General features: G+C 36.3%; 18 protein-coding genes and 3 pseudogenes. 15 read left to right on the top strand and 6 right to left on the bottom strand.

The annotated features are described in order from the left end of the window. Positions 1 to 8: 8 nt before the first annotated feature. From EIB73_RS04450 to EIB73_RS04440, 3 genes are all read right to left on the bottom strand, one after another. Positions 9 to 1,556: an MFS transporter gene (locus tag EIB73_RS04450; RefSeq protein WP_380219186.1), complete on the bottom strand. Its 1,548-nt coding sequence runs from the start codon at positions 1,554 to 1,556 to the stop codon at positions 9 to 11. 151 nt (positions 1,557 to 1,707) lie between these two features. Further along, positions 1,708 to 3,027 (bottom strand): hypothetical protein, encoded by a 1,320-nt coding sequence (locus EIB73_RS04445; RefSeq protein WP_125023017.1) that lies wholly within the window; start codon positions 3,025 to 3,027, stop codon positions 1,708 to 1,710. 138 nt (positions 3,028 to 3,165) lie between these two features. Continuing rightward, entirely contained in the window at positions 3,166 to 3,582 is a 417-nt protein-coding gene (locus EIB73_RS04440) for an IS1/IS1595 family N-terminal zinc-binding domain-containing protein (RefSeq protein ID WP_125023015.1), read from the bottom strand. A 231-nt stretch (positions 3,583 to 3,813) separates the two neighbouring features. Between EIB73_RS04440 and EIB73_RS04435 the strand changes: the two genes are divergently transcribed. From EIB73_RS04435 to EIB73_RS04405, 7 genes are all read left to right on the top strand, one after another. Further along, positions 3,814 to 4,710, top strand: coding sequence for an aspartate carbamoyltransferase catalytic subunit (locus EIB73_RS04435; RefSeq protein ID WP_125023013.1), 897 nt, complete (start codon positions 3,814 to 3,816; stop codon positions 4,708 to 4,710). Between the two features lie 121 nt (positions 4,711 to 4,831). Then, on the top strand, positions 4,832 to 5,914 hold the full coding sequence (locus EIB73_RS04430; RefSeq protein ID WP_125023011.1) for a carbamoyl phosphate synthase small subunit: 1,083 nt from the start codon (positions 4,832 to 4,834) through the stop codon (positions 5,912 to 5,914). An 18-nt stretch (positions 5,915 to 5,932) separates the two neighbouring features. Beyond that, positions 5,933 to 6,301 carry a four helix bundle protein gene (locus tag EIB73_RS04425; protein WP_125023009.1) on the top strand — a complete coding sequence of 123 codons (369 nt, stop codon included), beginning with the start codon at positions 5,933 to 5,935 and terminating at the stop codon, positions 6,299 to 6,301. Between the two features lie 54 nt (positions 6,302 to 6,355). Next, on the top strand, positions 6,356 to 9,538 hold the full coding sequence (gene carB / locus EIB73_RS04420) for a carbamoyl-phosphate synthase large subunit (RefSeq protein ID WP_125023007.1): 3,183 nt from the start codon (positions 6,356 to 6,358) through the stop codon (positions 9,536 to 9,538). A gap of 105 nt (positions 9,539 to 9,643) precedes the next feature. Continuing rightward, on the top strand, positions 9,644 to 10,357 hold the full coding sequence (locus tag EIB73_RS04415) for a YqjF family protein (RefSeq protein WP_125023005.1): 714 nt from the start codon (positions 9,644 to 9,646) through the stop codon (positions 10,355 to 10,357). Between the two features lie 92 nt (positions 10,358 to 10,449). Continuing rightward, positions 10,450 to 11,991: an ABC transporter permease/substrate-binding protein gene (locus EIB73_RS04410; RefSeq protein WP_125023002.1), complete on the top strand. Its 1,542-nt coding sequence runs from the start codon at positions 10,450 to 10,452 to the stop codon at positions 11,989 to 11,991. Between the two features lies 1 nt (position 11,992). After that, positions 11,993 to 12,634 (top strand): ABC transporter ATP-binding protein, encoded by a 642-nt coding sequence (locus EIB73_RS04405; RefSeq protein ID WP_125023000.1) that lies wholly within the window; start codon positions 11,993 to 11,995, stop codon positions 12,632 to 12,634. Positions 12,635 to 12,978: 344 nt separating this feature from the next. Here the strand turns inward: EIB73_RS04405 and EIB73_RS04400 are convergent, their stop codons facing one another. Then, the gene (locus EIB73_RS04400; RefSeq protein WP_125021496.1) at positions 12,979 to 13,884 is read right to left on the bottom strand and encodes an IS1595 family transposase; all 906 of its coding nucleotides are present in this window, start codon (positions 13,882 to 13,884) and stop codon (positions 12,979 to 12,981) included. Positions 13,885 to 13,958: 74 nt separating this feature from the next. Between EIB73_RS04400 and EIB73_RS04395 the strand changes: the two are divergent. Beyond that, positions 13,959 to 14,534, top strand: a pseudogene (locus tag EIB73_RS04395) (fasciclin domain-containing protein). Between the two features lie 294 nt (positions 14,535 to 14,828). Here the strand turns inward: EIB73_RS04395 and EIB73_RS04390 are convergent. Then, positions 14,829 to 15,608: an anti-sigma factor gene (locus EIB73_RS04390; protein ID WP_164467855.1), complete on the bottom strand. Its 780-nt coding sequence runs from the start codon at positions 15,606 to 15,608 to the stop codon at positions 14,829 to 14,831. 253 nt (positions 15,609 to 15,861) lie between these two features. Between EIB73_RS04390 and msrB the strand changes: the two genes are divergently transcribed. From msrB to EIB73_RS04360, 7 genes and pseudogenes are all read left to right on the top strand, one after another. Continuing rightward, positions 15,862 to 16,398 (top strand): peptide-methionine (R)-S-oxide reductase MsrB, encoded by a 537-nt coding sequence (gene msrB / locus EIB73_RS04385; protein WP_125022996.1) that lies wholly within the window; start codon positions 15,862 to 15,864, stop codon positions 16,396 to 16,398. An 86-nt stretch (positions 16,399 to 16,484) separates the two neighbouring features. Beyond that, a complete protein-coding gene (locus EIB73_RS04380) occupies positions 16,485 to 17,063 on the top strand; it encodes a fasciclin domain-containing protein (RefSeq protein ID WP_125022994.1) in 579 nt (192 codons plus the stop codon). Between the two features lie 118 nt (positions 17,064 to 17,181). Next, the gene (locus EIB73_RS04375; RefSeq protein WP_125022992.1) at positions 17,182 to 17,781 is read left to right on the top strand and encodes a DUF2911 domain-containing protein; all 600 of its coding nucleotides are present in this window, start codon (positions 17,182 to 17,184) and stop codon (positions 17,779 to 17,781) included. A gap of 99 nt (positions 17,782 to 17,880) precedes the next feature. Beyond that, positions 17,881 to 18,342 (top strand): annotated as a pseudogene (locus tag EIB73_RS15275) (bifunctional transcriptional activator/DNA repair enzyme AdaA); the annotation flags it as partial. Between the two features lie 114 nt (positions 18,343 to 18,456). Next, positions 18,457 to 18,924 (top strand): annotated as a pseudogene (locus EIB73_RS15270) (methylated-DNA--[protein]-cysteine S-methyltransferase). Between the two features lie 162 nt (positions 18,925 to 19,086). After that, positions 19,087 to 19,449 carry a nuclear transport factor 2 family protein gene (locus tag EIB73_RS04365; protein WP_125022990.1) on the top strand — a complete coding sequence of 121 codons (363 nt, stop codon included), beginning with the start codon at positions 19,087 to 19,089 and terminating at the stop codon, positions 19,447 to 19,449. Positions 19,450 to 19,556: 107 nt separating this feature from the next. Beyond that, entirely contained in the window at positions 19,557 to 20,102 is a 546-nt protein-coding gene (locus tag EIB73_RS04360; RefSeq protein ID WP_125022988.1) for a GNAT family N-acetyltransferase, read from the top strand. Positions 20,103 to 20,104: 2 nt separating this feature from the next. Here EIB73_RS04360 and EIB73_RS15015 read toward each other — a convergent pair whose 3' ends face one another. Next, complete coding sequence (locus tag EIB73_RS15015) at positions 20,105 to 20,263, bottom strand: hypothetical protein (protein WP_164467854.1); 159 nt, start codon at positions 20,261 to 20,263, stop codon at positions 20,105 to 20,107. Positions 20,264 to 20,402 lie beyond the last annotated feature (139 nt).

Genomic DNA, 20,402 nt, shown 5'->3' with positions numbered 1-20,402 from the left:
GATGCGTGTTAAACTACGGGATTTTCAACCTCTGTTTCTTCTACCAATTCATCTTCTTCTAAACTTTTATTTTTAGTTTTTAAGTAAAGGGTTCCGATAACCAAACAGACTGCGGCGACGACGATTGGATACCATAATCCTTCGAGATACCATTCGGAATGTCCGGCGCTTTTTCCGGAGACGACGAGATAAGTTGCAACTGCCGGAAGCAATCCTCCAAACACTCCATTACCGATGTGGTAAGGCAATGACATCGAAGTGTAACGAATTTTCAGTGGGAACATTTCTACCAGGAAGGCGGCAATCGGTCCGTAAACCATGGTCACAAAAACAACCTGTATAAATACTAAAACAATGAGTAACCATCTGGTGTCCGGATTTACCGTAATCGCTTGTTTGATAAGCGGTTCTTCAGGTTTACCGTTAACCATGCTTGGTCCGGCTGCTGCCCAATGTACGATGCTGTCTTTTTTCATTACCGTTCCGTCTGTAAATACTTTTTCCTGATGGAACGTGATCAAACTGTCGGTTGGGATTTTAGCGTGAACTTTTACGGTTCTCTTTTCTGTTAATCCGTTTTTAGTAACAACTTTACTTTCGATTTTTACCGAGTTGTACATGGCTTTATAGATTGGTCGGTAAGCGATAATTGCCAATAACATTCCGATCATCATAATTGGTTTACGACCGATTTTATCAGATAGCCAACCGAAAAGTACAAATAATGGAGTTGCCACAAAAAGTGCTAAAGCCATCATCGTATCAACTTGTGCAGATTCAATATTCATTACTTTCTGCATAAAACTCATGGAGTAAAACTGTCCGGTGTACCAGATAACTCCCTGTCCCATTACGGCTCCAAATAAAGCAAGCAATACAAATTTGAAATTAAATTTATTTCCGAAACTTTCTTTCAATGGATTTTTAGAAGTTTTACCTTCTTTTTTCGCTTTTGCAAAAAGTGGAGATTCAGCCATATTCCGACGAATGATGTAAGAAACACCAACCATTAAAATTGAGATCCAGAACGGAATTCTCCAACCCCAACTGTCAAATTCTTCTGGCGAAAGTGAAGTTTTAGTTACCAAAATCACGATCAATGAAATAAATAAACCTGAAGTTGCCGTCGTTTGAATCCAGGAAGTCCAGTATCCTCGGCGGTTTGGTTGCGAATATTCAGCAACATAAGTTGCGGCACCTCCATATTCTCCACCTAATGCTAAACCTTGTAAAAGTCTTAAGATTAAAACCAGAACCGGTGCAGCGTATCCAATCGTTTCATATTCCGGTACACAACCAATTAGGAAGGTTGAGAATCCCATGATGAGAAGCGTTACCAGGAACGTATATTTTCTACCGATGATGTCTCCCAGTCTTCCGAAGAATAAAGCCCCAAAAGGTCTTACCACAAATCCGGCAGCAAACGTTGCCAAGGTAGATAAGAAGGCCGCAGTTGGATTATCTGCCGGGAAAAATTTAGTGGCTAAAACCACGGCTAAACTTCCGAAAATGTAGAAGTCATACCACTCAATCAGTGTCCCAAGTGAGGAAGCCATGATGACGCCCCAAATGGTTTTGTTTTTCTTTCTCTCCGCAACATAAGCATCATGCTCTTCCTGCGTTTTAAACTTTTTGGCCATAATTTATTTGTTTTTTATTTTGTGAAATTTGGTTTAGGACAATTTTGGAAATTGGTTTTTCCTTTAATTAAAAAGAATACATCACTCTCACCATTGCTCGTAGATTGCCCACATCTTTCATATTATTTTGGGCTTTTCCTTCAGCATTTAAATCGCCCCATGTTGCTGCGGTGTATTCAATTTCCGGAGAAATGTTGAATTTGTTTTGTTTGAAATCAACTCTTGCAGAAGCACGCCAAACATCGTCAAGGATTCTTGCTCCTGAAGCGCCACGAACGTAAAGGTTTTTGAAACCGGCATCAACACCCGAGTTTTTAGTGTATCCAAAGAAAACTCCCGGAGCCACTTTTGGATTTGCACTCGCAACATCAACCCAGAGCGCTGAAGTTTTTGTTGGTTTATAAGATTCCTGTCCGTTTGGTTCTGTGTAACCTGCGAAACCACCGAGCATTACTAAATGATGAAGATTTCCACCGGTAATTCCGTAAAGTTTGGTAATAATTTTATCGTTGGCATATTTAAAGTAACCGAAGAACATTTCAGAATTTACTTTCTCATTCGATACTAAACCTGCCGATTCAATAACCGGTTTCAAAGATTGATATTCTGCACCAAGTCCCGTCGTAACTGTTTTTGTTTTGTATTGTAACTGTCCGTGGAAAGTCGGAATAGAAGAATTAAATGTTGCGCTATTGAAAGAAGCACCGGTTGCATTAGCAGTTTGGAACTCTCTGTCTTTATAAGCAACAAGACTTAAAGTTAATTCCGGAGTTAATTTTTGAGCCACTTTAATTTGACCTGCCCAACCGAATGGGTTAAAAATGATTCCAGAATTAAAGTTGGCAACGCCAGGAAAAACATCGGGAACAACGGAAGGATACCAAGTCTGTCCGAAAGTAACTGCAGTTTTTGGCCAGGCTAAAGTTGCGGTCGCGTGACGAAGTCTCATTAAACCCATACTTCCACTTCCGGCTGAAGATTTATTCAATTCTGTATTGCCGAAGAAATCTGCTTCAATATTTCCGCTTGCTTTTGCGCCCCAAACATCCGGACCTTTAAATCGAATTCCGACTCTGGAAGTGATTGCTAAAAAGTTGCTTCCTCCGGCAGCATTGATGTCTTTTCCGTTCGCATCTAATTTTTCATCAAGTGGATAAAGATTGAGATGCATTTCTCGGGAGTACGCAGATTGTCTGCTGTCGAAATTATATTCCGTGCGAACCCAGCCATAGAAGGAGGCATCCCATTCTTTCGGCTTGGCTTTTTCTGCTTCCAATGCTTCGATTCTTTTTAGAAGATCTTCATTAGTGGGAGTTTCTTGCGCTAAAAGTAAGTTTGAAAAAAATAGAGAAGAAACGATTCCTAACAAAACAGTTGATTTCTTCATGGATTAATAATTTTTAGTGTGTTTTTTTGTTGAAACGAAATTGAAACTAAAAATTTGATTGAAGAAATTTAATATATATCAGTGTAATGAATATAGTTGTTGAAATAATTTTTTTAAAAACCAAGAATATGAAGCATTTTACTTCTTAAACCGTTCCCATTTAATCATCATGTATTTATCGCCAAACTCCGTAATGACCAAACCTGAACCTTTTAAGTTTTCTTCTTTTGACATATATTCTAAAAGTTCATTTTGTTTAAAGACTTTGTACACCGGATGAAAATCAGAATGTGGTGGACGGATAATATTGTATTTCTTGATCCAGGAACTTACGGTGTTGTGTGAAACGCCGATGATTCGTTCAATCTCACGGTAACTCAAACCTTCCAAATAAAGTTGAAGCGCTTTCGTAACCACATAATCGTCAATCTGTTTCCCTAGTTTTTTTACTGTGAAATAATAGTTGCAGTCTTTGCATAAAAACCTTTGACGCTCGTTAATAATACCGCTTTTAACGATATTCTTTCCACTGCATTTCGGACATGAATTTGGCATAACTATATCTTTTTAGCAAAGATATATTAAATTAGCAATATTTTGAAATTATTAATTATAGTTTGACTTTTATATTGTAACCTTTGAAATAAAATGATATATTTGCACCTAATGAAAAGAAGATTTCCATTAGACGATTTACATAAAGGCAGCAATGCCGAGTTCAACGATATTTATTAACATAACGAAGCCCTATTGGCTTCGTTTTTTTTTGATTAAAAAACTAAAATTATGCTCAGAACAGCCGATTTATCAGTAGAGAAAATTAATAAATTACTCCAGGATGCCGACGAATTTTCAAAAGGTAAAACTTTGAAAGCTAAAGGTGAGATCTATGTTTCTAATCTTTTTTTTGAAGACAGTACCAGAACAAAAACTAGTTTTGATGTGGCCGAAAGAAAACTAGGATTAAACGTTGTTCCCTTTGATATCTCCGCAAGTTCTGTAAATAAAGGAGAATCACTTTATGATACGGTGAAAACATTGAAGAGCATCGGGCTCGACCTTTGTGTGATCCGTCACAAGAAGGAAAAGTTTTATGATGAATTTAAAGGAATTGATATTGCCATTATCAACGGCGGCGATGGAACCGGAAATCATCCTTCTCAAAATATTTTAGATTTAATGACAATTCAGCAGGAATTCGGAAAATTTAAAGGGTTAAAAGTTGGAATTGTTGGCGATGTAAAACACAGCCGTGTCGCAAATTCGAATGCAGAAGTTTTAAGAAAACTGGGTGCTAAAGTTTATTTCTCCGGACCTGAACAATGGTTTGATGAAGGAACAATTATTAACGGAACTTATTTATCCATCGATGATTTGGTAAAAGAAGTTGATGTTGTAATGTTATTGAGAATTCAGCATGAAAGACATGATAGCGACGAAAAATTAAAACTTTCTTCTGATAAATACCACCGTCAGTTTGGTCTGACCACAGAACGAGAAAAAGCAATGAAAAAAGATGCCATCATTATGCATCCAGCCCCGATTAACAGAGGAGTGGAGATTGCTGATGAATTGGTAGAATGCAAACGCTCAAGAATTTTCAAACAAATGGAAAACGGCGTTTTTGCAAGAATGGCCATTTTGAAAACTGCCTTGGAAGCAAAAGGATTCGAATTCGAGTAAAATAAATCTAAAAATCACTAAGGTTCGTTCCTTGGTTGATGTAATTGACGCAGTATTATGAAAGAAATTCTTGCGTCTTTTTTCTAAAAAATAAAAAGTGAAGATCTAGTAAAAAGTAAAAATGAAAAAGAAATTAATTTTAGAATCTGGCGAAGTTTTCCATGGAAAAGGTTTCGGAGCCGAGCAGGACATTGAAGGCGAAGTCGTTTTCAATACCGGGATGACCGGTTATCAGGAATTGATATCCGATCCTTCCTACTGCGGGCAAATCGTTTGTATGACCTATCCGCTCATCGGAAATTACGGAATTAACCGCGATGATTACGAAAGTATCGAACCTGCAATCAAAGGTTTAATCGTAAAAGAAGTGTGTGATTTTCCTTCCAACTTTAGAACGCAAATGGATCTGCATGAATTTTTTCAAAAGAGAAATCTTTCCGGAATTTCCGGAATTGATACCAGAAGATTAACGAGAGTTCTTCGAAATTCAGGCGTTGTAAAAGGTAAAATTGTCAATGAAGATGCCGATGAAAATGTAGTGTTCGAAAATTTAAAAGCCTCTGTTTTAGCAACTGATCAGGTTGCGCAGGTTTCTACCAAAACATCGTACGCAAATCCGGGAAGAGGTTTGAAAGTAGTCTTAGTTGATTACGGTTCTAAACTCGGGATTTTACGTGAACTCGCTCAAAGAGACTGCGACGTTATCGTCGTTTCTCAGGATACAACGGCAGAAGAAATTCTGTTGATCAATCCTGACGGAGTGATGCTTTCCAACGGTCCCGGTGATCCGGAAGATGTAAAAGGTGCCATCGAAATGATTCAAAAACTTTTAGGTAAAGTTCCAATTTTTGGAATCTGTTTAGGACATCAATTGATCGCTTTGGCAAGTGGTGCAAAAACTTTTAAATTGAAATTCGGACATCGCGGTGGAAATCATCCGGTTTTAGATCTGAAGAAAAATAAAGTTGCGATTACTTCTCAAAATCACGGTTACGCCGTCGATCAGGAATCTTTAAATAATACTGATTTAGAAGAAACGCATATCGCTTTAAACGACAGAACTAATGAAGGTTTGAAACACAAAATTCATCCTTGTTTCTCTGTGCAATATCACCCGGAAGCAAGTCCAGGTCCCGAAGATGCGAATTATTTGTTCGATGAGTTTATTCAATTAATGGAACAATTTAAGAATGTAACAGTTTAACAATCTAAATTTCACAATATGATCAATTTCGAAAATAATCCATTACTTCAAAAAACGGTTCAATTTTCTTTAGATATTATTGATTATTGTGAATTATTAGAAGATAAAAGGAAGTTTGTAATTGCAAAACAATTATTACGATCTGGAACAAGCATTGGCGCTAATTCATTTGAAGCACAAAATCCATACAGCAGAAAAGATTTCATTCATAAGATAAAAATTGCTGCTAAAGAAGTTGAAGAAACAAAATATTGGCTCTTTCTATGCAAACATTCCAAATCATATCCTTTCGATGAAAAACTGGAAACTCAAATTACCGAAATAGGTAAAATTATTTATAAAATTTTAAGCACGAGTTTATCTAAGGATAATCCTCGTAATATTTAAATCACAAACACAATTTGTTAAATTGTTACATTGATAAATTGTTACACTAATTATATGAAACGTACAGATATTAAAACAATTTTAGTGATCGGAAGTGGTCCAATCATCATCGGACAAGCTGCAGAATTTGATTATGCAGGAACTCAGGCTTGCTTGTCTTTGAGAGAAGAAGGCTACAAAGTAATCCTGATAAATTCCAATCCGGCAACCATCATGACTGATGTGGAAATTGCCGATAAAGTGTACATCGAACCAATATCATTAGAATTCGTAAGTCATATTATTCGTAAGGAACGTCCAGATGCGCTTTTGCCAACTTTGGGTGGGCAAACTGGTTTAAATATGGCCGTAGAATTAGAAAATTCCGGAATTTTGGAAGAATGTAAAGTGGAAGTTTTAGGAACCAAACTTTCAGCCATCAATCAAGCAGAAGACCGTGATTTATTTCGGAATTTAATGCGCGAATTAAACGAACCCGTTCCAGATTCTGATATTGTAAATAACGTTCAATCGGCTTTAGAATTTGCGCACAACATTGGTTATCCCGTGATTGTTCGTCCCGCCTTTACGATGGGTGGAACTGGAGGTGGAATTGCTCACAATGATGACGAATTGAAAGAAATTACTAGTTTCGGATTGAAATATTCACCAGTTCGTCAGTGTTTGATTGAAAAATCCATCGCCGGTTTCAAGGAAATCGAGTACGAAGTAATGCGCGACAAAAACGACAATGCTATTGTGGTTTGTAATATGGAAAACATCGATCCTGTGGGAATTCACACTGGGGATTCGATTGTAGTTGCGCCTTCGCAAACGCTTTCTGACCGTGAATATCAAATGTTGAGAAACTCTTCATTAAAGATCATTCGCGCTTTAGGAATTGAAGGTGGTTGTAATGTTCAGTTGGCTTTGGATCCAAATTCTTACGATTATTATATCATCGAAGTGAATCCAAGAGTTTCGCGTTCATCGGCTTTGGCGAGTAAAGCAACCGGTTATCCGATTGCGAAAATCGCGGCGAAAATTGCAGTCGGTTTGACTTTAGATGAAATTATGAATCCCGTAACAGGAAAAACGTACGCATGTTTCGAACCTGCTTTGGATTATGTGGTGACGAAATTCCCACGTTTTCCTTTCGATAAATTTGAAACTGCTGACCGACGTCTTTCGACTCAAATGAAAGCAACTGGCGAAGTAATGGCAATTGGTCGAAATTTCGAGGAATCTTTGCAGAAAGCCATCCGTTCTCTGGAAACTGGTTTAAGACATATCGGACTGAAATCAAAAGATGCCGCTGCTTTAACGGACGAAGAAATTGAAAGAAGAATCAGAGTTTGTGATGATGAGCGTTTGTTCATTATTGGTGATGCATTACGAAGAGGTTACGACTGGGAAAAAATAGTAGACTGGAGCAAAATCGATAAATTCTTTATCTGGAAAATTAAAAAACTAATCGACTTTGAAAAAGTAATAGCTGAAAATAAATTTGATAAAGAAATTTTATTAGAAGCCAAGAAATTAGGATTTTCAGATTTAAGTATCGCAACATTATGGAACTCTACTCAAACGGAAATTTTTGAATACCGAAGAAATAATGGAGTAATGCCGGTTTATAAAATGGTCGATACTTGCGCTGCGGAATTTGAAAGTGAAACGCCTTATTTCTACGGAACGTACGAAGAGGAAAACGAAAGTGTTCCTTCCAATAAAGAAAAAATCATCGTTCTGGGTTCTGGTCCAATCAGGATTGGTCAAGGTGTAGAATTCGATTACGCCACGGTTCATTCGGTTTGGGCGATAAAAGAAATGGGTTACGAAGCCATCATTATTAATAATAATCCGGAAACCGTTTCTACGGATTTCTCAATTTCTGATAAATTATATTTCGAACCTTTGACCGAAGAAGATGTGATGAACATCATCGATTTGGAAAAACCAAAAGGCGTCGTCGTTCAGTTTGGTGGGCAAACCGCCATTAATTTAGCAGATAAATTAGCCGCACACGGCGTTCAGATTTTAGGAACGTCATTGGAAGATTTAGATCGTGCCGAAAATAGAAATAAATTTGAAGCAGCGCTTCAGGAAATGGGAATTCCCCAACCTTTGGGAAAAACTTGTTTTACAAAAGAAGAAGCCTTGGTGATTGCAAATGAAATTGGTTTCCCGGTTTTAGTTCGTCCGAGTTATGTGTTAGGAGGAAGAGCCATGGAAATCGTTTATGATGAGCATGAACTTTCTCATTATATGACGAATGCGGTCAAAGAAAATTCTGAACATCCAATTTTGATTGACCGATATTTAACCGGAAAAGAAGTTGAAATTGATGCTATCTGCGATGGTGAAACCGTTGTAATTCCAGGAATTATGGAACACATAGAAAGAGCAGGAGTTCACTCCGGAGATTCGATCGCCGTTTATCCGCCGCAAAATATTAATGATGAGCAGATTGCTACATTAGTTGATTATACTGAAAGATTAGCGAAAGGATTGAATGTAATCGGATTAATGAATATTCAATATGTTCTTTATCAAGGCGGGGTTTACGTGATTGAAGTAAATCCAAGATCGAGTAGAACCGTTCCTTTCTTATCAAAAATCACGGAAATTCCGATGGCGAATTTAGCTACAAAAGTAATCCTCGGACAAAAATTAAAAGATCTCGGTTATAAAAATGGTTTGGCGCCAGTGAAAGACGGAGTTTATGTAAAAGTTCCGGTTTTCTCCTTTTCAAAATTAACAAGAGTTGATATTTCGCTCGGACCAGAAATGAAATCCACGGGAGAAGTAATGGGGAAAGACACGACGCTGGAAAAAGCCTTATACAAAGGTTTAATCGGAGCCGGAAGAAAAATGCCTTTACACGGCTCAATCCTTTTCACTGTCGCAGATAAACATAAAGAAGAAGCCTGTGAACTCGCCCGAAGATTTCAGGAAATTGGGTTCAGAATCTGGGCAACTGAAGGAACTGCCAACTATTTTGAAGAAAATGGAGTTCGCACAAAAATCGGTTACAAGATTGAAGAAAATCCGGAAATTAATCTGATTGATTTAATTCAAACCGGAAAAGTTCAATACATCGTCAATACCATGACGAAAGGAAAACAATCTGAAAGAGACGGTTTCCAAATCCGAAGAACTTCGGTTGAAAATGGAGTTCCTTGTTTAACTTCAATGGATACGGTGGAAGCGATTTTAAAAGTGATTGAAAGTGTGAGTTTTAAAATGGAAAAAATGTAATTCTACTTTAAAATAATTTGATGAAGATAGAAACCTTCAATGCTTTTAAAAGCTTGAAGGTTTTTTTTATCTCTACATTTACCCCTCAATTAAACCGACCAAAATATGAGTTTCCTCACCGCAGAATGGAATAATTTAGCCATGATCAACTACGTAATCGATCCAAAAATTCTGGAAAAATATGTTCCGGCCGGAACTGAACTGGATTTTTTTGAGGGAAAGTGCTACGTCAGTTTTATTGGTTTTATGTTCGAGAATGTTCGTGTTTTTGGCTTGAAAATTCCGTTTCATTCCGATTTTGAGGAAGTGAATTTACGGTTTTACGTTCGTCGTTTTGAAAATGGAGCCTGGAAAAGAGGTGCGGTTTTCATCAGTGAAATTGTGCCGAAATTCGCGGTTTCTTTTATTGCAAATACCTTTTACAATGAGCATTACCGAACAAAACTGATGAAACATCAGATCAAAGCTCAAGATAATTTTCGGGAATTTAGTTATGAATGGAAAATGGGAAGCCACTGGAATCGCATTCATGTAGAAACCGAAAAAAATTCAATTGAAATTGAACCTGGCTCAGAAGCAGAATTTATCACAGAACATTACTACGGGTATAATAGGGTCAGCGATAGAAAAACGATCGAATATGAAGTCAAACATCCGCGATGGAGACAATATAAGGTAACTGCGAATTATTCTAAAATCGATTTTGAAGCGGTTTATGGAAAAGAATTCGCTTTCATTAAAGATTTAAAACCTGCTTCTATTTTTTTGGCGGTTGGTTCAAAAATAACCATCGAGGAAAAAAAGGAAATTAAGTTGTAAGGTGATTATTTTAATTACCTGTACATTTTTACGGCATTAAATTATTGTTGTCCGCCAAATATATAATTTTTATCTTGTATCAAATTATCTAAATGAATCTTTGGGACCGACGCACGTATTTTCTCAATCTTCTGGCGGAGCACCTTTTGCTTTCTTTAGGTTCTCTTTTGGCGGTGACTTTCCTGGGAATTCTTCTCGGAATTTTCGTTTTTTATTCCTCAAAGAGTCGAAAAATTATATTGCCTTTAATCAATTTTTTGTACACAATTCCGTCAATTGCGATGTTTGGTTTATTGATTCCGTTGGTTGGAATTGGTCTGAAAAACGCACTCATTGTTTTAATTATTTACGGATTACTGCCAATTGTCAGAAGCACTTACAGCGGTTTAAAAGAAGTTCCGTTGCAGTTGGTTGAAGCTGCAGAAGGTTTAGGTTCCACGCCTTTTCAAGTATTCAAAAACATTTATTTTCCACTCGCATTACCTTCCATTTTATCGGGTTTAAGAATTACGGTTGTAATGATTGTTGCCTTAACAGGTTTGGCAGCATTGATTGGCGCTGGAGGATTAGGTCAAGCAATTTTTAGAGGTTTGAATACCATGAATACGGGATTAATTGTAACAGGATCTCTCGGGATTTCTCTGTTTGCAATTTTGGGTGATCAATGGATTGGTGCTTTTGAAAAAGATCAAAGTTTGCTTCGTGTTATTTCTAAAAACGCGACCCAAAAACAAAGAAATCGAATTATTTTCCCCACAGTTTTTGTTTTGTTAATCACGATTGCAGCGTTTATTTATTTGAATCCAGGGTCTTCGAAAAACGGTAAAACGATTGTAGTTGCCTCCAAACCAACCAGTGAGCAGTTTATTCTCGGAGAAATTATCGCACAGGAAATTGAGAATAATTCTGATATTGTAGTGATTCGAAAATTTGGAATTGGTGGCGGCACCACGAATATTCAGCCCGCGATGTTATCCGGAGATTTAGATGTTTACGTAGAATACACCGGAACTGCTTGGTTAAACGTCTTAAGTAAAGATCTTCCGCCAAATAATCAGATCAACTTTACGGAATTAAATAAAATATATGAAGAGCAGTTCAAATTAAAATGGCTCGGTCTTTTAGGTTTTAATAATACCTACGGTTTGGCGATTTCTAAGGAAGATTCAAAAACTAAAAATATTCTGGATTTTTCAGGCCTCGCTCAGCAAAGTCCAGAATTTACTTTTGGAGCAGAATTCGACTTTTTTGAAAGAAGTGATGCTTTTCCGGGATTGAAAAAAGTATATCCTTTCAGTTTTAAAAAGTTAGAGGAAATGGATATTAATCTGCGGTATCAAGCATTTGAACAGGGAAAAATAAACGCAGTTGATGTTTTCACAACCGATGCACAAATAAAAAAATTGAATCTGCAGGTTTTAGAAGATGACAAAAAATATTTCCCAAATTACGAAGCCGGAATTGTCATCCGCCAGGAAATTCTGGAGAAATATCCCGAAATAAAAGAAAGTTTGCAAAATCTGGAAGGAAAAATTTCTACAGAAAAAATGCAGGAGTTGAATTATAAGGTCGAGATTGAACAGAAAAGTCCGGCACAAGTTGCTGATGATTTTCTTAAAACTTTAAAGAAGTAAGATGGAGGAAAACACAATTATTGCTGTTGAAAATATCGATTTCAAATACGAAGGTAAAAATATTCTGGAGGATTTTTCAGCCAATTTCGAACGCGGAAGTTTCACCTGTATCTTAGGTGAAAGTGGCAGTGGAAAATCAACACTCTTGCGAATAATCAATGGTTTATTATTTCCCCAAAAAGGTTTCGTTAAAATCGATGGCGAGGTATTATCAAAGGAAAATTTAATTAAGAACCGACTGCAAATGGGCTATGTTCTTCAGGGAAATTCATTATTTCCGCATCTCACGGTCTATCAAAATATGATCTACTGTCTTAAATTGTTAAAAAAATCGGACGCCTTTTGTAAAGAAAAAATTGTTGAGCTTCTTCCGTTGGTTGGATTGAAAGATGATCTGCTTCATAAATTTCCGGATGAAATAAGCGGTGGACAGAAGCAAAGAGTTGGTATCATTCGCGCCATTGCGCACGAGCCAAAAATTGTTTTGATGGATGAACCCTTCTCGGCATTGGACAGTGAAACCCGCGATAAACTTCAAATTTTAGTGAAGGATATTCATCAAAAATTGCAAACTACATTTGTTATGGTCACACATTCTGAGCAGGAAGCCGCAATTCTTGGTACCGCTCTTCTGCGACTCTGACTATAATGACTACAAGATTTTAAAGAGCGTTTGATTTAATTAAATTTCTAATTAAATAGAAAAGTGCTGATCCAATATTAAATTTTTACCAGTATTCCCAATTTCCGTTAAAGTTTATTTGATTACAAATATGTGGCATGTTTTGTGCTAAATTTTAAAATATAGTAAGATATTGTTCTAAATGTTGAAATTTGGTATTTTCTTAATTCTTTCTTTATCACTTTGTAGTTATACAGGAAATTTATAGGAGATTATTAATGCAGAAGAAAACAAGTTCAATAATCTGTTAATTCTATTTTTGAAGAAAAATAATCATTAATAAATAAATGTATATCCGTTTTTCATCATACTCCTGTAATGCTTGCTATCACAAGTCTATCGAACAGTTTATCTTCAAAATATCTCCGATTTAACTTATAAACAAACTCATTTAGATAAAGTTGAAGGTTTTTGCGTTTTATTTTGTGGTAATTTCCTAATAAATTCCTTTTCGCATTACTGATAAATATGTGAACCCAACGCAAAGTATCTTTTGTAGTTTCTTTCGAAGATTTTTCTGAAATATGAATTTCTACAAGTTGTGATATATCAACATATGACGTGCTTTGATCTGTAAAAACTATGCTGGATTCTGCCAAAGATTCTTTAATAGTCTCATTAATTCCCTCTGCTGTATGATCTTCTAATACTATTGCTTTAAAATATCTACAAGATTTCGATGTCTCTCCTGTTTCTATATTTTCTAATGGCGTAGATTCCGCCATCACTGCAACATTTTGCTTTCCAACTGCACCTCTTCCACGAATCCCTTTCTCTTGTTCCAGTTCTCTAGATTCAACTGTAAAATACCCTTCATCCATTTCAATCATGCCCTCTAAAGTGTATCTTTCATCTCGTTTTCCCATCGCTTTTCTCAATTTGTGCATCATAGCCCAAACTGGCTCATAGCGCTTCAAACCTAATTGCCTTTGCATTTCTTTAGCAGAAAATCCTTTTTTTGTTGCACTCATCAAAAACATCGCTTTATACCAAACTAGAAAGGACAAATTGGAATTTTCCATGATGGTTCCACTTCGTAATGTAGTTCGCTTTCTACAAGATTTACACTCGTAACTTAATCTGCTTTTAATCCAAAAAAAATCAGTTTTTCCGCACTTGCAGGAAACGCCAATTTTGTCACGTTCTGCTTTAAAATGAGATATACAATCCTCTTCACTGCTAAACTCTACGCCAAAACTAAAAATATTCATCTCAATTATTTAATTATCAAACAAATATACGGAATTATGGGAAGTTACGGACATACATAATAAATATTACCAAAATGAATTTTACAAACGTAACAACAGCAGCATTAGCGCTAACAATGACAATGGCTTTCGCAAGTAATGCCAATGCACAAATGGAAACCAAGAAAGAAAAAACAGTAATGGTCGGAGGAGCAGCAATGTAACCATCTAAAAATATTGTTGAAAATGCGGTCAATTCTAAAGATCATACCACTTTAGTTGCAGCAGTAAAAGCAGCAGGTTTGGTGGAGACATTGCAAAGTGCAGGACCTTTTACCGTCTTTGCTCCAACCAATGAGGCGTTTGCAAAATTGCCAAAAGGAACAGTAAAAACTTTATTAATGCCGGAAAATATAGAAACTCTTACTAAAATTCTTACGTACCATGTCGTACCCGGAAAAATATCTTCCAAAGATCTGGTTGAAATGATTGCGAAGAATAACGGAAAGTTTATGGCGAAAACCGTTGAAGGTCAGGACTTAACATTTATGTTGAAAGGCAAAGATGTTTATATTCAAGATGCTAAAGGCGGTTCTGCAAAAGTAACAATCGCAGATGTTAATCAATCAAACGGAATGATCCACGTCATTGACACGGTCTTGATGCCCTAGTAAACTGAATCAGTAAATTTTAGAGCCGCTTAAACTTTTAAGCGGCTTTTAATTTTTAGAAATTAAAGTTATATTATCTTTTTAAAATTTTCTTACCTAAATTAAGATGTATTTCTATAAAGTGGGATTTGCTTTATTTTAAAGTATTGAATTATGAAGAAGACATATTTTCAAAATCAAATAAAAATTTGCGCAAAGAATCGCGTAAGGTTAAATTCCACTAGGATTTAAAGACAAAGCAAAAAAAGCAAAGATTACTCTTCGCTTTACTATTTTTTTTAGATCAATTTTCTTTTAAATCGTTCCCATCACGTACATTTCCTCCATTGTTGGGGTAGGATTTCCGCCTTCTTTTTCCAGTGTGATCGCAAATGCTTGCGGATTGTCAACGGACTTCATAGCCTGCATCTTGTTTGCATCTTTTTGCTGGTCGTATATTCCCATATCTACAGGTTTCCCTTCCACAATTGCCCAAAGTTGGTATTGTTTTCCCGTGGGAGCAGCCGGTAGATTTTTAATGTCTAAATATACTTTTTTAGAATCGTCCCAATACACTTCAGCCAACATATCAGGATGTTTTTCTACCCCTTTCAGCTGAATTCTTTTCGCATTTTTCAGTAGGGCATTCATCTGTTCAAGATCAGTCAATTTCGTGGAAAGTTCAGTATTGTTTGTGGCAATTTGCTGTAATTCAGTGTTTTTTGAATTTAACTCATAACCTAAATATCCCAAGCCGAAAAGTACCGCAACCGAAGCTGCTTTGATCCAGTTTGGCATCGATGATGGTTTGCCGGTTTCTGACTGCTCTTTGTTTAAAGGAATTATTTTAGCAGTGGTCGTTTCCGGATTTCCGAATTCGATTTTTTTCATGATTTCCGCCTTCAAAAATTGAGGGGGTTCCACGGCCTGCTCTGTGGCTAACTGTTCAATGATTTGCTGCACTTCTAAAACTGCCTTTTTTACTTCGGTGTTATTTTTCATCACACATTCCAAGATCGCAGCTTCCTCATGAGAAATAGTTCCCATGGCATAAGCTTTGATAACGCCTGATGATATGTAAGTTAACGAAAACATCCTGCATGACTTCATCGGCTTCCACTTCGTAGCGAACGATCCGGATAATCACCCCATAAAGGGCGCCTGAATAATTTTGATACAAATAATTAAAACCTTTCTCATCTCTACTGATAAGTAAAGATAAAAGTTGGTCCAGGGAAATTTGTTCGGTTTTCAATTGTTGTATTCGCCTTCAAAAGTAGTTTTTTTTATTAAGATACAAACCAAATTTTTCATAAATCCGTATATGTTATCATATTAATTAAAAGAAATGAAAAATTTAATCAAAATATCAGTCGTACTGGCTTTAGGAACTTGTGCCTCCGGTAAAATGGAAGCACAAAGAACCCAGACCGTCAACGGGAAGAACGTTGTGAACCCCTATTATTCACGAACAAATACCAATGCCCTAAAATTACCGGATGCAACTTGGAAGAAAGTTTTAAATGCAAATTTATATTCAGTAGCCAGAAAAGGAGATACCGAAATGGCGTTCACCGGAAAATACAATGATTTCGACGGCATTGGAACGTACTACTGTGGCTCGTGTGGAAATGCCCTTTTCAAATCGGATGCTAAATTCTCCAGCACCTGCGGGTGGCCGAGTTTTTTTGAAACGATTCGTCCAAAATCTGTCATCTATAGAAAAGACACTTCTTATAATATGGAAAGAACTGAAGTTTTATGTGGAAGATGTGAAGCACATTTAGGCCACGTTTTCGATGATGGTCCAAAACCCACAAAAAAAAGATTCTGTATGAATTCTATCGCGCTGGAATTTGAAGCAATGGCAAAAATATCAAAATAATCTTTACAAAAAAAATCCAGCCGAACTTTTATCTCGTAAATGATAGTAACACAAATTTATTATATAACATTAAACAAATTAAAAAGATGAACTATTCAAAAATTACCACCGCAGCCTTAGCGCTGACATTAACGATCGGTTTTGCAACACAATCTTGTGCACCCATGAATAATATGGCTCAGGAAAAAACCGTAATGGTTGGCGGAGCGCCAATGTATCCTTCTAAAAATATCGTTGAAAATGCGATGAATTCAAAAGATCATACCACCTTAGTTACCGCAGTAAAAGCTGCCGGATTGGTTGAAACGCTACAAAGTGAAGGACCATTTACAGTTTTCGCGCCCACCAATGCCGCTTTTAATAAATTACCTGCAGGAACCGTGGAAACCTTAGTGAAGCCGGAGAATAAAGCAATGTTGACCAATATCCTTACCTATCATGTTGTTCCTGGAAAAATTTCAGCGAAAGATTTATCAATGTGGATCAAGAAAAATGATGGAAAATACATGGCTAAAACAGTACAAGGAGAGGAACTAACCTTCTGGATGAAAGGAATGGACCTCTACGTAACAGATTCTAAAAATAATACTGCGAAAATTACAACAGCAGATGTTAATCAGTCAAATGGCGTAATTCATGTGATCGACACGGTTTTAATGCCATAGTTTCATAGTTTTATTTTTAATGTTGCTACCCAGATTTCGGTCTGGGTAGCTTTTTTATTTTGTTGAATTATACTCAGTTCCTGAAGTTTCATTAACTTTAAAGAAAATAATGATAAATATGAAAAAGATAATTTTAAGTGCATTTCTCGCCGTTTCTGTATCAGCTTACTCACAATGGTCTACGCCCGTTGCCAGTCCAAAGCAGGTGATCGAGCAGCAGTTTTCAATGTCGAAGATTTCAGTGGATTACGGAAGGCCAGCGGTAAAAGGTCGAAAAATTTTTGGCGAACTCGTTCCTTACAATAAAGTTTGGCGTGCGGGCGCAAATGAAGCTACAAAAATTACTTTTGGACAAAATGTAAATTTTGGCGGCAAAATGGTGATGGCCGGAAATTACAGTCTGTTTGTTGTTCCACAAGAAAAAGAATGGAAGGTTATTCTTAATTCAAATGCGAACCAATGGGGAGCGTATACGTATGATGAGAAACTGAATATTGCAGAGGTTACGGTACCTGTTCAGAAATTAAATGATAAACAAGAATCCTTTGAGATCACCTTTCAACCCCTTGATGATCATTCGACAAATCTCGTCATGAAATGGGATATGACTCAAGCCAAGGTCTTGATTAAAGAAGCAAAACCGGAAACAGTACTTAAAATCATTGAAAAACTGAACGAAATTAAGCAGATCGAAAAAGAAGCTGCCGCTAAAAAATAACGCAAGTGAACTTCGGTTCACTTTTTTTCGAAAAATACTTGTTAAGTTTTCGGTTGCAGCGCAATTGGAGTTCAGGTATTTTTGATTTAAATTTACGATATGCAACTTTCACAGGAGATCATGTATCAAGCGTCAATCAATAAAAACCCTGACTTCGAAGGCGTTTTCTGGATGGGCGTAAAAACGACTGGAATCTTTTGCCGGCCAACATGTACCGCTCGAAAACCAAAACCTGAAAATGTAGAGTTTTTTCAGAATACAAAAGATGCGATCTTAAAAGGTTACCGCCCTTGTAAAGTTTGTAAACCATTGGAAAATCCTGATGAAACGCCAGAATATATTCACACAATTCTAGAAGAACTGGGAGAATATCCATCTTTGAAATTGAAAGATTCAGATTTAATTCAGCGTAGTTTAGAACCTGAAACAGTAAGAAGATGGTTTCAGAAAAATCATGGAATGACATTTCAGGCTTTTCAAAGAATGTTTCGTTTAAATAGGGCGTTTAAAAAAATACAGCAAGGAGAAAATATAATGGAAACTGCTTATGACAGTGGTTTTGAAAGTTTGAGTGGTTTTAGTGAAAGTTTCAAATCGGTATTTGGAGTTTCGCCGAAAAATTCGAAAGACCAAAAAATCATTGATTTAAAAAGAATCGAAACTCCGATTGGAACAATGTACGCTGCAGCAGTGGAAGAGGGAATTTGCATGCTCGAATTCACCGATCGAAAAATGCTGGAAACTGAATTCAAAGATTTAGCAAAATCATTAAATGCAACGATTGTTTAAGGTGAAAATCCACATTTTAAAACTTTAGAAAAAGAACTTTCAGAATACTTCGATGGAAATAGAACAGAATTTACCGTTCCACTTTCACCGGTAGGAACAGAATTCCAAAAATCGGTCTGGAAGGTTTTACTCAAAATTCCTTATGGAGAAACCTGGAATTATAAAAAACAATCTGAAGTTTTAGGAGATATAAAGAAAGTTCGTGCAGTTGCCAATGCGAATGGAATGAATAAAATATCCATCTTAATTCCCTGTCATAGGGTAATTGGCAGCAATGGAACTTTAACCGGTTATGGTGGCGGAATCTGGCGTAAACAAAAACTATTGGAATTAGAAAAAGCAATTCTTTTTTAAGTTCCAAGCAAAGCAATTTTTTCTAAATTATAAAGAAATCAACAAGTCAATTGCACGCTGCCAATTCGCCAGAGGCGAACTTTGCGCCTTAATTTGTTTCAAGAAGTTAAAACCTTTGCGCCTTTGCGTGAAAATTTTCCACACTGATTAAAATCCAAAACTATGAATCCAGAAGAATTAAAAAATATCGCAACACTTTGGTTCAAAGCCTTCAACGAACATGATTTAGAAAATTTACTCGAACTGTATGATGACAATGCAGAACATTTCAGTCCAAAATTAAAAATCCGCGAACCCGAAACAAATGGATTAATACAAGGCAAAGAGGCGTTAAGAAAATGGTGGAAAGACTGCTTTGAAATACTGCCAACATTACAATATCAGCTTAATAAATTAACAGCCGATTCTGACCAGGTCTTTATGGAATATACCCGAAGAGTAGACGGAGAAGATGATATGGAAATTGGCGAAGTTCTGGAAATTAAGAACGGTAAAATTATTTTCTCCCGAGTCTACCACGGATAAATTTTATCAAAATAGGTCTAAAAATACATGAAAACCTGTAGTCAAAATTTCAGATGATTTTTATATGGTTGCCAAAACTTATTTTTATCTTTGAAAAAACATCACCTATGAATTTCTCGATTCAACCAACTTTAGAAAATGAAAACATCAAATTGATTCCTTTGCAGGAAAGTGATTTTGAGAGATTATTTGTGGTCGCATCTGATCGGGAAGTTTGGGCGATGCATCCTAATAAAGAAAGATATAAAAGACAGGTCTTTCAGAATTTCTTTACTGGAGCACTGCAAAGCAAGGGCGCTTTTTTGATCATTGATAAAAATTCAGATGAAGTTTTAGGCAGCACAAGATTTTATGACTTTAATGAAAAGGATAAAAGCATTTTTATTGGCTATACTTTTTACGGCATTAAATCTTGGGGGAAAAACATTAATTCCAGCGTTAAAAAAATGATGTTGGATTATATTTTTGATTTTGTTGACAAAGTTGTTTTTCATGTTGGTGCAGACAACATCCGTTCGGTTAAAGCCATGAATAAACTTGGTGCAGAAAATCTGGGGGAGGAAGAAGTTGCCTATTTCGGAGAGGCATCAAAAATGAATGTCGTTTTTCAAATCAAAAAAGAAGAATGGAAATTAAAGCAGAATCTACATTAAATCTATCTACTGGAACAATCCTGAAACAGTTCTGCGCCGTAATAAAAAACGAAAAGCCACGCAATTCCTTTCACCGTAAAAAAAATAAGTCCGCCAATTCCAACGCGCTTAAACCATTTTTTAAATTTCGAATTTTTATCTTTAGGCTGTAAATTTTCCATGGATAACTTTTTTCAAAATTAGTACAATTATTTTAGACTTTAAAATTTTGGTGACCGGATAAATGTCATTTTTAATTTTCCGTCTTACTTATGCTGTTCATCGTATTTACAGTATTGTTCAAGATTGTTTTAATTAGTT

This window comes from Kaistella carnis (assembly GCF_003860585.1).
Lineage (GTDB): Bacteria > Bacteroidota > Bacteroidia > Flavobacteriales > Weeksellaceae > Kaistella > Kaistella carnis.
This window is presented reverse-complemented; position numbering and strand designations above follow the sequence as displayed.

What these genes read in the sequence shown, in the direction of transcription:
- EIB73_RS04450 (WP_380219186.1), bottom strand. Translation starts at nt 1,556, where the DNA reads ATGGCTTCCTCACTTGGGACACTGATTGAGTGGTATGACTTCTACATT.
- EIB73_RS04445 (WP_125023017.1), bottom strand. Translation starts at nt 3,027, where the DNA reads ATGAAGAAATCAACTGTTTTGTTAGGAATCGTTTCTTCTCTATTTTTT.
- EIB73_RS04440 (WP_125023015.1), bottom strand. Translation starts at nt 3,582, where the DNA reads ATGCCAAATTCATGTCCGAAATGCAGTGGAAAGAATATCGTTAAAAGC.
- EIB73_RS04435 (WP_125023013.1), top strand. Translation starts at nt 3,814, where the DNA reads ATGCTCAGAACAGCCGATTTATCAGTAGAGAAAATTAATAAATTACTC.
- EIB73_RS04430 (WP_125023011.1), top strand. Translation starts at nt 4,832, where the DNA reads ATGAAAAAGAAATTAATTTTAGAATCTGGCGAAGTTTTCCATGGAAAA.
- EIB73_RS04425 (WP_125023009.1), top strand. Translation starts at nt 5,933, where the DNA reads ATGATCAATTTCGAAAATAATCCATTACTTCAAAAAACGGTTCAATTT.
- carB (WP_125023007.1), top strand. Translation starts at nt 6,356, where the DNA reads ATGAAACGTACAGATATTAAAACAATTTTAGTGATCGGAAGTGGTCCA.
- EIB73_RS04415 (WP_125023005.1), top strand. Translation starts at nt 9,644, where the DNA reads ATGAGTTTCCTCACCGCAGAATGGAATAATTTAGCCATGATCAACTAC.
- EIB73_RS04410 (WP_125023002.1), top strand. Translation starts at nt 10,450, where the DNA reads ATGAATCTTTGGGACCGACGCACGTATTTTCTCAATCTTCTGGCGGAG.
- EIB73_RS04405 (WP_125023000.1), top strand. Translation starts at nt 11,993, where the DNA reads ATGGAGGAAAACACAATTATTGCTGTTGAAAATATCGATTTCAAATAC.
- EIB73_RS04400 (WP_125021496.1), bottom strand. Translation starts at nt 13,884, where the DNA reads ATGAATATTTTTAGTTTTGGCGTAGAGTTTAGCAGTGAAGAGGATTGT.
- EIB73_RS04390 (WP_164467855.1), bottom strand. Translation starts at nt 15,608, where the DNA reads ATGTTTTCGTTAACTTACATATCATCAGGCGTTATCAAAGCTTATGCC.
- msrB (WP_125022996.1), top strand. Translation starts at nt 15,862, where the DNA reads ATGAAAAATTTAATCAAAATATCAGTCGTACTGGCTTTAGGAACTTGT.
- EIB73_RS04380 (WP_125022994.1), top strand. Translation starts at nt 16,485, where the DNA reads ATGAACTATTCAAAAATTACCACCGCAGCCTTAGCGCTGACATTAACG.
- EIB73_RS04375 (WP_125022992.1), top strand. Translation starts at nt 17,182, where the DNA reads ATGAAAAAGATAATTTTAAGTGCATTTCTCGCCGTTTCTGTATCAGCT.
- EIB73_RS04365 (WP_125022990.1), top strand. Translation starts at nt 19,087, where the DNA reads ATGAATCCAGAAGAATTAAAAAATATCGCAACACTTTGGTTCAAAGCC.
- EIB73_RS04360 (WP_125022988.1), top strand. Translation starts at nt 19,557, where the DNA reads ATGAATTTCTCGATTCAACCAACTTTAGAAAATGAAAACATCAAATTG.
- EIB73_RS15015 (WP_164467854.1), bottom strand. Translation starts at nt 20,263, where the DNA reads ATGGAAAATTTACAGCCTAAAGATAAAAATTCGAAATTTAAAAAATGG.